The 13,503-nt window shown below is 68.5% G+C and carries 12 protein-coding genes; 7 read left to right on the top strand and 5 right to left on the bottom strand.

Annotation, left to right across the window (positions count from 1 at the left end):
- Window positions 1-11: 11 nt before the first annotated feature.
- Window positions 12-1,394 (bottom strand): MFS transporter, encoded by a 1,383-nt coding sequence (locus tag FOE78_RS01265; protein WP_168207311.1) that lies wholly within the window; start codon window positions 1,392-1,394, stop codon window positions 12-14.
- A 46-nt stretch (window positions 1,395-1,440) separates the two neighbouring features.
- Window positions 1,441-2,880, bottom strand: a complete 1,440-nt coding sequence (locus FOE78_RS01260; RefSeq protein ID WP_143984714.1) for an FAD-dependent monooxygenase — start codon at window positions 2,878-2,880, stop codon at window positions 1,441-1,443.
- A gap of 51 nt (window positions 2,881-2,931) precedes the next feature.
- On the opposite strand from FOE78_RS01260, the gene FOE78_RS01255 reads away from it, so the two are divergent.
- A complete protein-coding gene (locus FOE78_RS01255; RefSeq protein WP_210414755.1) occupies window positions 2,932-3,537 on the top strand; it encodes a TetR/AcrR family transcriptional regulator in 606 nt (201 codons plus the stop codon).
- Window positions 3,538-3,581: 44 nt separating this feature from the next.
- On the opposite strand, the gene FOE78_RS01250 is transcribed toward FOE78_RS01255, so the two are convergent.
- Window positions 3,582-4,643 (bottom strand): LCP family protein, encoded by a 1,062-nt coding sequence (locus FOE78_RS01250; protein WP_143984712.1) that lies wholly within the window; start codon window positions 4,641-4,643, stop codon window positions 3,582-3,584.
- A 219-nt stretch (window positions 4,644-4,862) separates the two neighbouring features.
- Here FOE78_RS01250 and FOE78_RS01245 point away from each other — a divergent pair, with 219 nt between their 5' ends.
- Window positions 4,863-5,252 (top strand): hypothetical protein, encoded by a 390-nt coding sequence (locus tag FOE78_RS01245; protein WP_143984711.1) that lies wholly within the window; start codon window positions 4,863-4,865, stop codon window positions 5,250-5,252.
- Window positions 5,253-5,298: 46 nt separating this feature from the next.
- Here the strand turns inward: FOE78_RS01245 and FOE78_RS23930 are convergent, their stop codons facing one another.
- A complete protein-coding gene (locus FOE78_RS23930; protein WP_228265991.1) occupies window positions 5,299-6,741 on the bottom strand; it encodes an ABC transporter ATP-binding protein in 1,443 nt (480 codons plus the stop codon).
- Window positions 6,731-7,609 carry an ABC transporter permease gene (locus tag FOE78_RS01235; RefSeq protein ID WP_143984710.1) on the bottom strand — a complete coding sequence of 293 codons (879 nt, stop codon included), beginning with the start codon at window positions 7,607-7,609 and terminating at the stop codon, window positions 6,731-6,733. Before FOE78_RS01235 ends, FOE78_RS23930 begins: the two co-directional genes overlap by 11 nt.
- Before the next feature lie 893 nt (window positions 7,610-8,502).
- Here FOE78_RS01235 and FOE78_RS01230 point away from each other — a divergent pair.
- The 5 genes from FOE78_RS01230 (at window position 8,503) to FOE78_RS01210 (ending at window position 13,495) form a co-directional block, all read left to right on the top strand.
- Window positions 8,503-9,150: an RNA polymerase sigma factor gene (locus FOE78_RS01230; RefSeq protein WP_168207310.1), complete on the top strand. Its 648-nt coding sequence runs from the start codon at window positions 8,503-8,505 to the stop codon at window positions 9,148-9,150.
- 213 nt (window positions 9,151-9,363) lie between these two features.
- Window positions 9,364-10,083 carry an SAF domain-containing protein gene (locus tag FOE78_RS01225; protein WP_143984708.1) on the top strand — a complete coding sequence of 240 codons (720 nt, stop codon included), beginning with the start codon at window positions 9,364-9,366 and terminating at the stop codon, window positions 10,081-10,083.
- 1 nt (window position 10,084) lies between these two features.
- Window positions 10,085-10,990, top strand: a complete 906-nt coding sequence (locus FOE78_RS01220) for a hypothetical protein (protein ID WP_143984707.1) — start codon at window positions 10,085-10,087, stop codon at window positions 10,988-10,990.
- A complete protein-coding gene (locus FOE78_RS01215) occupies window positions 10,983-12,611 on the top strand; it encodes a CpaF family protein (RefSeq protein WP_143984706.1) in 1,629 nt (542 codons plus the stop codon). Before FOE78_RS01220 ends, FOE78_RS01215 begins: the two co-directional genes overlap by 8 nt.
- Complete coding sequence (locus FOE78_RS01210) at window positions 12,611-13,495, top strand: type II secretion system F family protein (protein WP_143984705.1); 885 nt, start codon at window positions 12,611-12,613, stop codon at window positions 13,493-13,495. Before FOE78_RS01215 ends, FOE78_RS01210 begins: the two co-directional genes overlap by 1 nt.
- Window positions 13,496-13,503 lie beyond the last annotated feature (8 nt).

The following is a 13,503-nucleotide window of genomic DNA, read 5'->3' as shown; positions in this document are numbered from 1 at the left end:
CCCGGATCCGCTCAATCAGCGGGGGATTCTGTTCGCGGGCGTCCGGTTGTCGGGGCGGGGTCGGGCTGGGCGGGGTCCGGCCCGGTGGCCAGCGATTCGCTGCCCTGATCGAGATTCAGGCCACGGCTGAGGACGCCGAAGACGATGCCCGTCACCAGGTAGCAGCAGGCGATGATCACCAACACCAGCACCGACTTGCCGTTGTCGGGCAGCACGAAGATGCTGATCACCGCGGCCAGCACCAGCGACACGTTGAAGATCATGTCGTAGATCACGAACACCCGACCCTTGTAGTCGTCGTCCACGTGGGCCTGGACGAAGGTGTCGACGTTGATCTTGATCGCCTGGGCCAGCACCCCGCAGCAGAAGGCGGCGATCAGGATGCCGAGATTGGTGTAGGTGGCGCCCGGAAAGACCTGCAGCACAGCGGATCCGAGGAAGCAGCCGACCATCCAGGCGCGGGCGCCGATCCGGTGCCGGACGATCGGTGTCACCGCCGCGGCCAGCACGAACCCGATCCCGGTCACCGCGGCCAGCACACCGAGATCACCGATCGCCGCGTCGACCTGGTCCGGCCGGTTGAAGTAGTTGCGATAGACCAGGATGCTGGCCACCGTCACCACCCCGTACGGCACCCGGTGCAGGCCGATGAAGATCAAGCCGAGCCCGGCCTCGCGCCGCTGCCGCAGGTGCCGCACCGCGTCGGCCAGTCCCTGGACGACCTCGGCTGCCCGGGTCGGCACCGCCACATCCGGACCGAGCAGCCGGCGGCCGATCCGCAGGCTCAGCACGGCGCTGATCACGAAGCCGCAGGCCGCCAGCGCGAACAACACCGCGTCGGCGGTGCTGGCAGGGACCCGGCCACCGAGCACCAACCGGACCCCCAGTGCGATGCCGCCGCCGATGATCACTGCGGCGGGGCCGACCGTCGGCACCACCGAGTTGGCGACCAGATATTCCTGCGGGTCGACGGTGTGCGGCAGCGACGCCGACAGCGCGGCCAGCAGGAACCGGTTCAGGCTCATCGCCAGCAGTACGCCGCCGTAGAAGACCGCCTCGCGGGCGCCGGAACCGATCCCGCCGGCCACCAGCACCGCCAGCCCGAAGCCGAGCACGGCCCGGCAGATCTCGGTGATCAACAACACCTGCCGACGGGACACCCGATCCAGCACCACGCTGACGAAGGGGCCGAGGATCGAGAACGGCAGCAGGGTGATCGCCAGCACGGTGGCGATCGCGGCCGCGTCGGGTTGGCGCTCCGGCGAGAACAACACGTACGAGGCCAGCGCGACCTGCAGCACCGCGTCGGCACCCTGCGCGGCGACCCGGACGGCGAACAGTCGCCGGAACAGCCGGTGTCGCCACAACCGACGCAGCCCCCGCAGAAACTCCACCGACGAAATCTATCCCGCGTTCATCGGCTGCCCGCCATCCGGCAACTCAGGCTGCGTACTGCGGCACCGCGGCGGCCCCGAACCAGGTCTGCAGGGCTGCGTGCAGACCGTCCCCGCCGGCCCAGGCGACGATCCCGTCGGGACGGATCAGCAACGGCTGACAGTCGCCGCTCAGCGTGATCACCCGGTCGCTGTCGAGCTCAGCAGCCGTGCCGAGCAACAGGCCCTTGCCGTCGTGCAGGTGATCACCGACGCGGCTGCCGTCGGCGAGCAGCAGATCCGGTGCGCTGCGGCCGACCACCGGATCATCCCCGTAGCCCTGCCAGTAGCCGGAGATCTTCTTCGCCATGTAGGTGGTGCCGGCATTGGTGTCCAACAGATCGGCGACGATGCTGCGCAGCGCCCGACTCTTCGGATCGGTCCGCATCAGCGCGACCTGGGCCCGGGTCCAGTCCAGCACCCAGGCCCCGATCGGATGCCGTTCGGTGGTGTAGCTGTCCAACAGCCCGGCGGGTGCCCAGCCCTGGATCTCGGCGGCAAGTTTCCAGCCCAGATTCATCGCGTCGCCGATGCCGAGATTGAGCCCCTGTCCGCCGAACGGCGAATGCACGTGGGCCGCGTCGCCGGCCAGCAGCACCCGGCCGCGCCGATAGCTGCTGGCCTGCCGGGCGTTGTCGGTGAACCGGGTCGCCGTCTTGACCTCGCCGATCCGGACGTCGGCTCCGGTCACCCGCCGCAAGCTGGCCTCCAGCTCCTCGCGGGTGATCGGCGCGTCCCGATCCAGCGGCGGGCCGTCGAACTCCACGGTCAGGATCCGGCCCTTGGCCGGCCCGTGCGCGTAGGTGCCGTACGGGGTGGTGTGCCAGCCGCGACCGAGCAGTTCCTCGCCCTCGATCTCGGCCATCGCCTGGTGTCCGGTGATCTCCGGACCGGTGCCCGGGAAGTCGAATCCGGCCCAGCCGCGTACCCGGCTGCGGCCTCCGTCGCAACCGACGAGCCAAGTCGTACGCAGCAGCAGGTCGCCCGCGTGCACGGTCACGCCCTCGTCGTCGACGTCGATCCCGGTGACCTCGACCCCGCGGCGGATCTCGACGCCGAGCTCGGCGGCGCGGCCAGCGAGGATCAACTCGACCTGCTGCTGGGACACCAGCCCCAGCCCGGCGGCCGGACCGTCGACAGCCAGCGCGGACTCGTCGAGCTTGTCGCTGAACATGAACAGGCCGGCGAAGTGGCCGACCGGTCGTGGCCCGTCCGGCATCGCCTTCATCGCGGCCAGGGTCTGCTGTTGTGCCTGCTCGACCGCCGGCAGCAGGCCACGGCGATGAAAGGCCTCCATGGTGGGCAGATTGATCGAACCGGCCTTGATCGTCGGATCGATGTCGGTCCGTCGCTCGAGCACCGCAACACCAACCCCCTGCAGCCGCAGTTCGCAGGCCAGCATCAGCCCGACCGGTCCGCCGCCGGCGATGATCACGTCATAGTCCATGCGAATAATCCTTAACTCGGTTCAAAATTGAGTCAAGTACAATTGTCACTCGTGGACTCGCTACGCGAACGGAAGAAGGCGGCGACCCGGCAACGGATCTCCGACATCGCCACCGGGCTCTTCGCCGAGCGTGGCTTCGACAACGTCACCGTGAACGAGATCGCCGCCGCGGCGGAGGTCTCCAAGGTGACGGTCTTCAACTACTTCCCGCGCAAGGAGGACATCTTCTTCGACCGGATCCCGCAGGCCGCCGAGTTGATCACCGCCGCGGTTCGTGATCGGGGGGCCGGGGTCACGCCGTTGGCGGCGTTGCGCGGACTGGTGCTGGAGTTGGCCGAGCAGCGGCATCCGCTGGGCGGGGTGCGGGAGCCGTACGCGCATTTCTGGCGGCTCGTCCAGGACTCGCCCGCGCTACGCGCCCGGGTTCGGGAGGTCGTCGACGAGTGGGAGATATTGCTCGCCGGACTGTTGGCCGAGCACAGCGACGACCCCCATCCGCGGCTGACCGCGGCGCTGGCGGTTGCGGGCTACCGGATCGGCTACCTGGCCGCTGTCGAACGGACCCTGGCCGGCGACTCCGCCGATCAGATCACCGCCGACCTGGTGTCCGCGATCAACGCGGCCTTCGACATTCTGGAGCGTGGCCTGGGCTCGTAGCGGCCCGGACCGCAGAGGATGCAGGCCCGGGCACCGTACGACGATCAGCCCTTCGGGTACTTCTTCACGTACGCGTCCAGGTTGTCCTTGCGCAGATCCTTCGCCAGTTCCTTCATCTTGGCCTGGTCGACGACGTCGATGCTGCCCACGCCGGACACGTTGGCGAAGCCGCTGACCGGGGCCTGGATCTGCTCGATGTTGCTGGGCGACAGCCGCAGCGACAGGGCGACGTTGCGGATCTCACTGCTGGTCAGACCGTTGTCCACGGTGACGTCCTTGGCGACTCCGGAGACGAAGCTGTTGAACTTCAGCGGGTTGCTGATCGTCGAACTACTCAGGCCCTTGGCCATGATCGCCTGGACGACCTTGCGCTGGTTCGCGGACCGGTCGAGATCACCGTTAGGCAGGTGATGGCGTTCGCGGACGAACCACAGCGCCTTCTCGCCCTGCAACGTGATCTTGCCCTTGGGGTAGTCGTAGCCGTGCGACTTGAACGCGTACTTGTTGGTCACCGTGACGCCGCCGAGGGTGTCGGTCAGGTTGATGAAGCCCTCGAAGTTGACCTGGGCGACGTGATCCATCCGAGTGCCGGTCAACTGCTCCAGGGTGGAGACCGCCAGCTGCGGCCCGCCCCAGGAGTACGCGGCGTTGATCTTGCTCTTGCCGTGGCCGGGGATCGGCACGTACATGTCGCGGGGGAAGGACACGATGTAGGCGTTCTTCCGGTCCGCGTCCAGATGCAGGATCATCAGCGTGTCGCTGCGGCCGTTGTCCTGCATGTTGTTCGGGTCGCGGCTGTCGGAGCCCATCAGGACGAAGTTCAGCGACTTGTCGTTGCTGGGCTTCTCCGGCCGCGGCGACTGACCGGCCGCAGTCGGGGTGTCCGGCGGCAGGTTGTCGCTGTGCTTCAGATTGCCGGTGATGCTGCGCTCGATCGACAACGCGTAGATGACGCCGGCGGCGACCACCACCACGACCACCGCGAGCAGGGTGATCAGCAGCCGCTTCGGCCAGCGCCGGCGAGGCGCCCGACGGGGAGCCGGAGCGGAGTCGTCGCGCTCGAACAGGTCGAGGCCTTGGTCGTCGGGCGGCGTGCTCGATGACATGAATCATCCTCTGGTTTCGTGGTCAGGGGTTGGGGCGCACGGGCCACGTGCGGCCGTGCCGCCCCAGGAGTGCTCGCTGGACAGGGTGCGGCCGGTCCCCCGAGCTTGGGGCAGTCTAATGAATCGGTGTGAACCGCGGATGAGATCGCGGTACGGCCGTACTCAGCCAATCCTTTGCCGCCGAACCTGGCTCGCCGACCTCGGCCGTAGGATCGCGGGGTGGCACGAGCCGATGACGCCGCCCGACGGGCCGAGCTGGCAGCCGGCGCGCGCCGGGCCGAGGCTGCCCGTGCGCAGCAGCTGATCGACGACTTCGTCGCGGCCACGAACTCGGCCGGGATCGCGGCCGAACCGTTGCGGGCCCGGCTGCTGTCCGGCCAGCAGGTGAAGACGGACCGGGCGGGCTGGTATCTGCGCCGCGATCACAGCATCGCCATCGGCACCGACGGCGGCTACTACCAGCTGGTGGTGCCCGGCGGCCTGGCCGAACGGCTCCGCGGCGTACGACTGCAGCCGAGCCCGCCGCCGATGGTGGTCGGACGCGGCGGCAAGGACGGCGAGACCGGCGACCTGAAGTTCTTCCTGGACAAGCGGCTCGCCGAGGGCTGAGCCGGGGACGGTCGGCGTACGAGTCGTGCGTTTCGGCGCAGGCGGCTCAGATGTCTTCGAGGGTGGTGGCCGAGCGCTTCGCCTGCATGAAGTCGAGGTAGGCCTCGACCACCTCGTCGGGCTTGCCCGCCTTCTTCAGGTGACCCTTGTCGATCCAGATCGCCTCATCGCAGAGTTCCTTGATCGAACCCAACCCGTGGCTGACCAGGAACATCGCCCGCGCCTTGGACCGCAGCTCGGCCATCTTGGCGCTGGCCTTCTCGCGGAAGTGCGCGTCGCCGGTGGACAGCGCCTCGTCGATCATCAGGATGTCCGGTTCCATGTGCACGGCCACCGAGAACGAGACCCGGGAGAACATGCCGGAGGAGTAGCTGCGCATCGGCATGTCGATGAAGTCACCGAGCTCGGTCCATTCGGCGATCTCGTTGGCGCGTTCCTCGACCTCCTCGCGGGACAGGCCGGCCGCGAGTCCGCCGAGGATGATGTTCTCCCGGCCGGACAGGTTGTTGTTGAAGCCGACGCCGAGCGCGAGCAGGGTGCTGGCCTGGCCCCAGACCTCGACGCTGCCCTTGGTCGGCGACAGGATGCCCGACATCGTTCGCATCAGGGTGGACTTGCCGGCGCCGTTGGCGCCGATGATTCCCATCGAGGTGCCGGTGCGGACCTCGAAGCTGATCCCCTTGAGCGCCTCCACCTCGCGAACCGCCCGCTGACCGCGGCCGAATCGCATCAGTGCCTGCCGCAGCGTCGGCTTCTTCTCGAAGCTGGTGCGGTAGTTCACGTACAGGTCGTTGACGCGGACCGCGAGGTCCGTCCGCTGCTCCGGCGGCAGGTGGGACTGGTCCGGAATCTCCGGCCGGGGCTCCATCGGTCCCATGCCCTGCAGCACGCGGAACTTCTTCCGCCGGGTGGGCAGTGCGGCCTGCTTGGTCTGCTGCCCTGCCTTCGCCTTGCCGCCCTTGCCCTGCCCGGGCTTGGCCTGTCCGCCCTTGCCCTGGGCGCCCTTGCCCTGGGCGGGTTTCGGCTGCCGGTTCTTGGTTTGGGCCTGCTTGCCTGGGGCCTGCTTGGCCTGCGGTTGCTCGGCCTGGGCTGCTGTGGCCTGTGCCGGCTTCGGTTGTGCGGGCTTGGCGGGCACGGCCTCGGCGGCTTCGGCCCCGGCGGATTCGGCCCGTCCGGCAGTCTCCGATCCGGCGTCTTCGGCCCCGGAGGCCGTCCGCCTGCCCTCGACAGGGCGATGACCGGTCCGGTCAGCTTCCTGGATCGAGGCATCAGGCGCGTCGGTCCAACGCCAGATCTGGGTATCCGCATCATCGGCCGGCGACGGCGTGGCTCCACGGCGCGGTCCGTCGGACGCCGACCGGGCGGGCAACCGGACGGGGGTCGGCGGCGAGGCCGGTTCCTGCTGATCGGAAGCCAGGGCGCGACGCGGGCGGACCTCGCCGGAGCGGGCCGACGGGTCGTTCGGCCGGTCCGGTGACTCAGAGGACACGGACAGCGAAATCACGCTCCCTGGAGATGAAGAACAGGAATCCTACGACCATCGTCGCGAGCGCCCAACCGGCGCTGCTGAACCACATGTACGGGTCGGGCCAATTCGACTTCTGCAACAACTCGGAGTACCCGCCGAGCATGCTGAACATCGGATTGAGCTGGATCACGCTCTGCAGCAGTGCCGGATAGCGATCCAGCTGGGTCGGCAGCCACAGGATCGGCGACATGTACATCCATAGCCGCGACAGGTACGGCAGGAAGCTGGCGGTGTCGCGGAAGTAGACGTTCACCGTGGCCACCAGTGCGGCCAGTCCCATCGAGAAGACCAGGATGCAGAGCAGGAAGTAGATCGACAGCAACATCCGCCAGGACCACGGCCCGCCGACCACCAGATGAATCGCCAGATACAGCGGGATCGTCGGCAGGAAGCGGAAGAAGGTCGTGCGTACGGCTGAGAGCGGAATGAGCAACCGCGGGAAGTTCGTGTTCAGCAGCACCTTGCCGGCCGTGGTCACCGACTTCGCACCGGTGCTGAGCGCCGTCTGCGCGATCCGGAAGGCGAACAGCGATCCGGTCAGGTGCGCGATCAACTGCTTGGCCGAATCGAGGTGATGGAAACCACCGCGGACCAGCATGATCAGCAGGAAGTAGACCGCTGCCTGCAGCAGCGGATCGAGCAGCAGCCAGGCCTGGCCGAAGAAGGTGTTGGTGTTGGCCCCACGCAGCCGGGACCGGCTCATCTCGTCGGCGAACTCGCGCCGCTGCCACAGATTGCGGAAGTAGTCGATCAGGTTGGGTAGTCCGACCCGGTGCGGGGTGAACTGCTGATAGACGGCGGTCTGCGTCGGCGCGCCCTGAACTGGCATCCCGGCTCCGCTCCTCGTCCTACTACTGGAAGGCATACCGGTCATCAAGAACAACGCCCGGCCCGCGGCTCCGCGACCCGCCACGTACCGGTCGGGGCTGGCGCGAGGCCTGGAACAGTCTGCCACGGCTTGGCCCGATCGCCGCGTATCGGCGGTCGACCCCCTGTGCGTGGTGAGTCCTGTACGTGGTGAGTCGGCCCCGGCGCTTGATCGCGGGGGCCGACCCACGTCATCAGCCACCGGAGCCCGAGATCACTTCGCCTGAGGCGGAATCACGAACAGCGGCAACTGGCCTTCAGTTGGTCCCATCCCCCCTGGGCCACTGATGGGCGAATCGGGTCGCTCTCCCCAGGGCACCCGAATTTCGCTACCGATCACCCTGCTCACCCGGATCGGAAATATCCAGCCAGATGCGATCAGATTCAACCAAGGGTTTCGGCAGGCCGACGTTTGGCTGACCGCAGCCGCCGACAGCCCGGTGTTCTCGCGCACGAACTGCAAGCAGGTGCAGAGTCGGGGGTGCCGAGTCATGGTGACCGCAGCGGGCAACAACTCGGCTTCTCGGACAACAACGTCGCAGGGCCGGACAACACTCCTGCCAACACCGTGGGAGCAGTGTGACGTAGGTCGGAAACGGCCAACCCACGAAGGACACCATGTCGGTGACGTCAGCAGTCGGCAGCCGCGCTCAACCCGCGGGCGGCTCGCGCCCCAGGTGCGTCGATCAGTCGCGCCCAGCGCGCGTCGTCGAGACGCGCTCTGCGCGCCCGGGTACGTCCCGTTTCGCGCTCATCGATGCCCTGAATGTCGAATGGTCGCAGTTCGATCAGGATCGCTGGCTGGCGAGCTACAGCCGCGCCGAGATCCGGAGGTGGCTCACCGAGCATCCGGCGTTGGCCGGTTGCCGCACCGCGGCCGACGTGCTGACCGCGATTCGGGACAACCCGGATGCCGTGCTGGCGGCCCTGATCGTGATTCATCAACAGGACACGGCCGATCTCGGGGCAGGTGTCCGGCGCCGTTCGCCGGGCGGTGAGCTGGCCGGCCGGATCGTGCTGCAGACCATGCTCGGCAAGCTGGTGACGATGGCGCGGCGCGATCACCGCCATCGGATCGAGGACTATGTCGGCCAGTTGTGGGCGAGGATCGGCAGCTACCCGCTGGTGCATCGGCCACGCCGGATAGCGGCCAACCTCGCGCTGGACACCCTGAAGCAGGTGACTCGCGACGCGTCCACCGCGTCCGGTTCGATCGCAACTCTCCCGCTGTCCGCCCGGGAATTGGAGCTGGCCGGCTTCGGTCGATCGGGAACCGAGGAGGTAACCGATCTGAACGCCCGCCGGGTGCTCCGAGCGGCGGCTGAGCTGGAGCTCATCGACGAAGCGACCCGAAACCTGCTGCTCAGCGTCTATGTGGAGGTCCTGTCCAGCGCCGAGGCCGGCCGCCGATTCGGCCTGACGGCCGAGACGGTTCGCTTCCGCTGCAGCAGGGCCATCCGCAAGTTGGCCGCGCACGCCGCCGTGATCGCCGAGGCCGCATGATGCGGTCCTCATCGCCCGATCGCGGCTCAAGCCTCACCACCAATTTTGCGGGCATTGAATTTGAAGAAGGCCTTTGGAAATCGTCAATTAGCCGCATTCGCTTGACATTCTGTTCGGGCACAACCAATCCTTTGATCCCCTGTTCGATCCACGGATCGGCAGGCGCTGAGCAATGGCGGGCTCTGGGCCCGAGCAGTATGGGAGGGCCCCAGGATGGCTATTGATGAACGGATGCCGGACACCTCGACGGTGCCGGCCGCGGTGCCGCAGCTGCCGGTCGGACCGCGCGTCCGGACCAGACGAAATCCCCGCTGGATCGCGCTGGGTATCGTGGCGATCTGCCTGGGTGCGCTGGCTTCGTTCTTTCTCTATTCGCAGCTCTCCGAATCGCATCAGGTGGTGGCGATCCGGCATACGGTTACGCGGGGGACCACGATCGGCGCCGACGATCTGGCGGTTGTTTCGGTCGGCGACATCGGCGGGGCCCAGGCCGTGCCGGCGGATCGGTTGCCGTCACTGGTCGGTCAGGTCGCCGCCTACGACCTGGTCGCCGGCTCGCTGCTCCCGGCAGATGCCACCACCGACAATCTGCCGCCGGCCAAGAGCAAGAGCGTGGTCGGCATTCGGGTCGCGATCGGCCGCGCACCCAGTGGCTTTCTGACCCCGGGCAGTCCGATCCGACTGGTGGTGCTGCCGGCGTCGGCCGCCGGCGCCGGATCGGCCGATTCGGACGCCGCAGCTCCACCGGTGGCGACCGCTCAGCCGGCATCCGGGTCCGATCAGCTCCCGACCATCACCGCCGCCGTCGTCAGCTCCGAGCGGTTGGACGACGGCATCTACCTGAACATCGAACTGGACGCCCGACAGGCGATCGACGCGGCTGCGTACGCGGCCGAGGACCGGGTGGTCGTGATCCGCGAGTCGGAGCGGTGAGATGGCGCTGATCGTGCTGACCTCCGCCGCCGGATCGCCGGGAGTCACCAGCACAGCGGTCGGCCTGACGCTCGCCTGGCATCGGTCGGCGATTCTGGTCGACGCCGATCCGGGTGCCTTTCAAGCCGTACTGGCCGGTTATCTGCGCGGGCAGTTGCCGACCGAGAAGGGACTGCAGCGGGTCGCAGAGGCACATCGCGACCGCCGCCGCCTGGTCGAGGTGATCAGTGACGAAACGGTGCCGCTGACCGATCAGCCGGTTGCCGGTGCGGTCGAGCCCGCTGCGCAGGCCGACGCCGCCGACCACTCGACTGCCGCGTCGAGCCGAAGGCTGCTCCCGGGGTTCGTCCGGCCGGCCAACGCGGCGCTGTTCTCATCGGTCTGGGCCGACCTCGCCGACGCACTGGTCGACTACGGCAGAGCCGGCATCGACGTGCTGCTCGACGCCGGCCGGATGGACGCACAGGGATTGCCCCAGCCACTGGTCGACCGGGCGGATCTGGTGGCGCTGATGCTGGCCTCGGATCTCCGCTCGGTCGCGGCCGCGCGGAACGCGGCGACAACCCTGCGAGAACGCAGTGCCGGCGAGCCGAACCTCGGCCTGATCCTGCGGGGTGAGAACCAGCCGTACGGGCGGCGGGAGATCGCCCGGCAGCTCGGCCTGCCCGCGGTGTCGGTGATCGCCGACGACCCGGAGTCGGCGCGGGTGTTCTCCGACGGAGCGCGCCGCCCTCGACGATTCGACCGGTCTCCGCTGGTGCGATCGCTGCAGGCCGCCGTCGACGATCTCAACGCCACGATCCGACGGCGGCAGACCCGGCTGGAGGATCCGCGGGAACCGATGCCGATCGGCGCCGGCGGCTGGCTCTCGGCGGGGATGTGGCCGGGCGGTGATCGCGATGCCTGAGCAGGACCGCGCGGCCGTGGACGAGGCGACCAAGACCCCTCCGCTGGACGCGGTTCCGATCCTGGCGCGGCCACTTGCCGGCGACCCGGGGAGCGGGCTCCGGACCTGGCATCAGCCCGAACGCGATCTGCCGCACCGCTCGCGGCTCGGCCCGCCGGACTCGGCGGACCGATCGGCGGCGCGGTCGGGCCGGTCGGCGTCCGATGTTCCGGGCGGGTCCCAGTCCGACGAGGTCGACTGGGCCCAGGTGGTGTTACTGCGCAAGCAGGCCTCCGAGCAGATCACGGCAGAGAGCCAGGCTCACCTGGCCGAGAACGGGCGGGCGATGCCGGCCGAGGACCGGCTGTTGATGGGCCGGGCGGTGATCGGCCGAGTGGTCAACGCCCACGTGCGGGCGCTGCATCGCGAGGGAGCCGCGCTGTGGTCGCCGCAGACCGAGCGGCATTACGTCCGCGTACTCGAGGACAGCGTCTTCGGCTACGGCCGGATGCAACCGTTGTTCGAGATCGACGATGCCGAGAACATCGAGATCCACGGCTGGGACTCGGTGGTGGTGCAGTACGGCGACGGCCGGCGCAAGAAGCTGCCTCCGGTCGCGGACAGCGACGAGGAACTGATCGATGCGATCCGCTTCCTCGGCGAGAACGCCCGGCCGAGCCGGCCCTTCGACGACAGCCATCCGACCATGACGCTCGCGCTGGGGGACCGCTTCCGGCTGCACGCGATCGGCTTCGGGCTGTCCTATCGGCCGAGCATCGTGATTCGACAGCACACCTTGACCCGTACGTCGCTGGCCGACCTGGCGCGGGGCGGACTGATGCCGTTGGAGGTGGCGCAGTTCCTGGACGCGGCGGTACTGGCCCGCAAGTCGATGGTGATCGCCGGCGACCAGGGTGCCGGCAAGACAACTCTGCTGCGCGGACTGATCGATGCGATCCCGGCCGGCGAGCGGTTCGGCACCCTGGAGACCGACTACGAATTGATGACCCATCTGCAGCCGGGCCGGGAGAACATCCTCGCGTTGCAGGCGAGAGTCGGTCATGGCGAACGCGACGGCGCCGAGGAAACGGGCAACTTCACCGTCGCCCGGCTCTTTCCCGAGGCATTGCGGCAGAACCTCGCCCGGCTCGTCGTCGGCGAGGTCCGCGGCGGCGAGGCGTTCGCGATGTTCGAGGCGATGCAATCCGGGGCGGGCACGCTCTCCACGACGCACTCGCACTCGGCCGAATCGACCATGGATCGGCTCGCCGCCCGGGTCGCGCAAGGCGGCGTGCTGACCATCGACGAGGCCTATCGGCAGATCGCGCTGAACATCGGCGTGCTGATCTACGTCCGCCTGGTCGACGAAACCTGGAAGGGCGGCACCCGGCGCCGGCTGATCTCCGAGATCCGTACGCTCACCCGGTCGATCGAGAACGGCCGGCCGGTGACCCACCTGGCCTACAGCTCGCACGGTACCGGCGCCCAGCCTCCCGGCTTCTACCCCGACGCCGACTTCGCGGCCGAACTCGCCCCCTTCCACCGGCCGCTGCCCGGCTGGTCCCCAACCTCCGAGACTCGTCCCAGGCCGGATCGGGGCGAGGATGGCGACCGCGAGGATCGAATCGAGGCGGCCGGCTGATGGAACCGTTCGTGGCCGTCTGGGCCGGGCTGCTGTTGATCGGCGGCGTCGTCCTGGTGATCGTCGGGTGGCGTCCGGTCGCGGTCGATCCGGCGCCTCGATCGCGGCGCGAACGGCCGTCGATCGGGCAACTGTGGGTCCGGATCAGCCGCCGCCCACCGGGAGCGGCCGGCCGGCGGCGGGATCTGATCCTGCTGGCGGCACTGGTGACCGGATTCGTGATCGCGGCCTTTTCCGGCTGGGTGGTGATGATCGTGGTGCTGCCGGCGATCGCCTGGACCCTGCCGGTGATCTTGACCCCGCCGAAGGACCGTGACGTCGTGCTGCTCGAGGCGCTCGACCGTTGGGTACGAAATCTGGCGGCGACGTTGCCTACCGGCAAATCCATTCCGGATGCGATCCGGATCTCCGGCCGCACCGCTCCGGAGACGATCCGCGATCCGCTGAGTTCGCTGATCAGCCGTCTGAACCACCGCTGGGACAGCCGGGAAGCGCTGATGCGATTCGCCGACGACCTGGACAGCCCGGACGCCGACACCGTGATCGCGGCGCTGATCCTGGCCGCCAACCGTGGCGCCAACGGTGCCGCGCTGACACTGTCGGAGTTGGCAGACTCGATCCAGGCACAGCTCAAGGGCCGCCGAGAGATCGAGACCGAGCGAGCCAAGCCGTACCTGGTCGTACGTCAGGTCACGGTGATCACGCTCGGCACGCTGGCCATCGCGTTCGTCTTCGCCCGCGACTACTTCGCCCCGTACCAGTCGGGGCTGGGGCAGTTGTTGCTCGCCATCCTGGCCGCGCTGTATCTGGGCGCGCTGATGTTGATGCGACGACGCGCTCTGCCACCTCGCCGCCGGCGAATCCTGCTCGGGACGGGGCGATGAACGCCGGC

It is taken from the genome of Microlunatus elymi, from assembly GCF_007362775.1.
GTDB classification, from domain to species: domain Bacteria; phylum Actinomycetota; class Actinomycetes; order Propionibacteriales; family Propionibacteriaceae; genus Microlunatus; species Microlunatus elymi.
The sequence above is the reverse complement of the archived record's forward strand: the minus strand, read 5'-3'. Positions and strand labels throughout refer to the sequence as shown.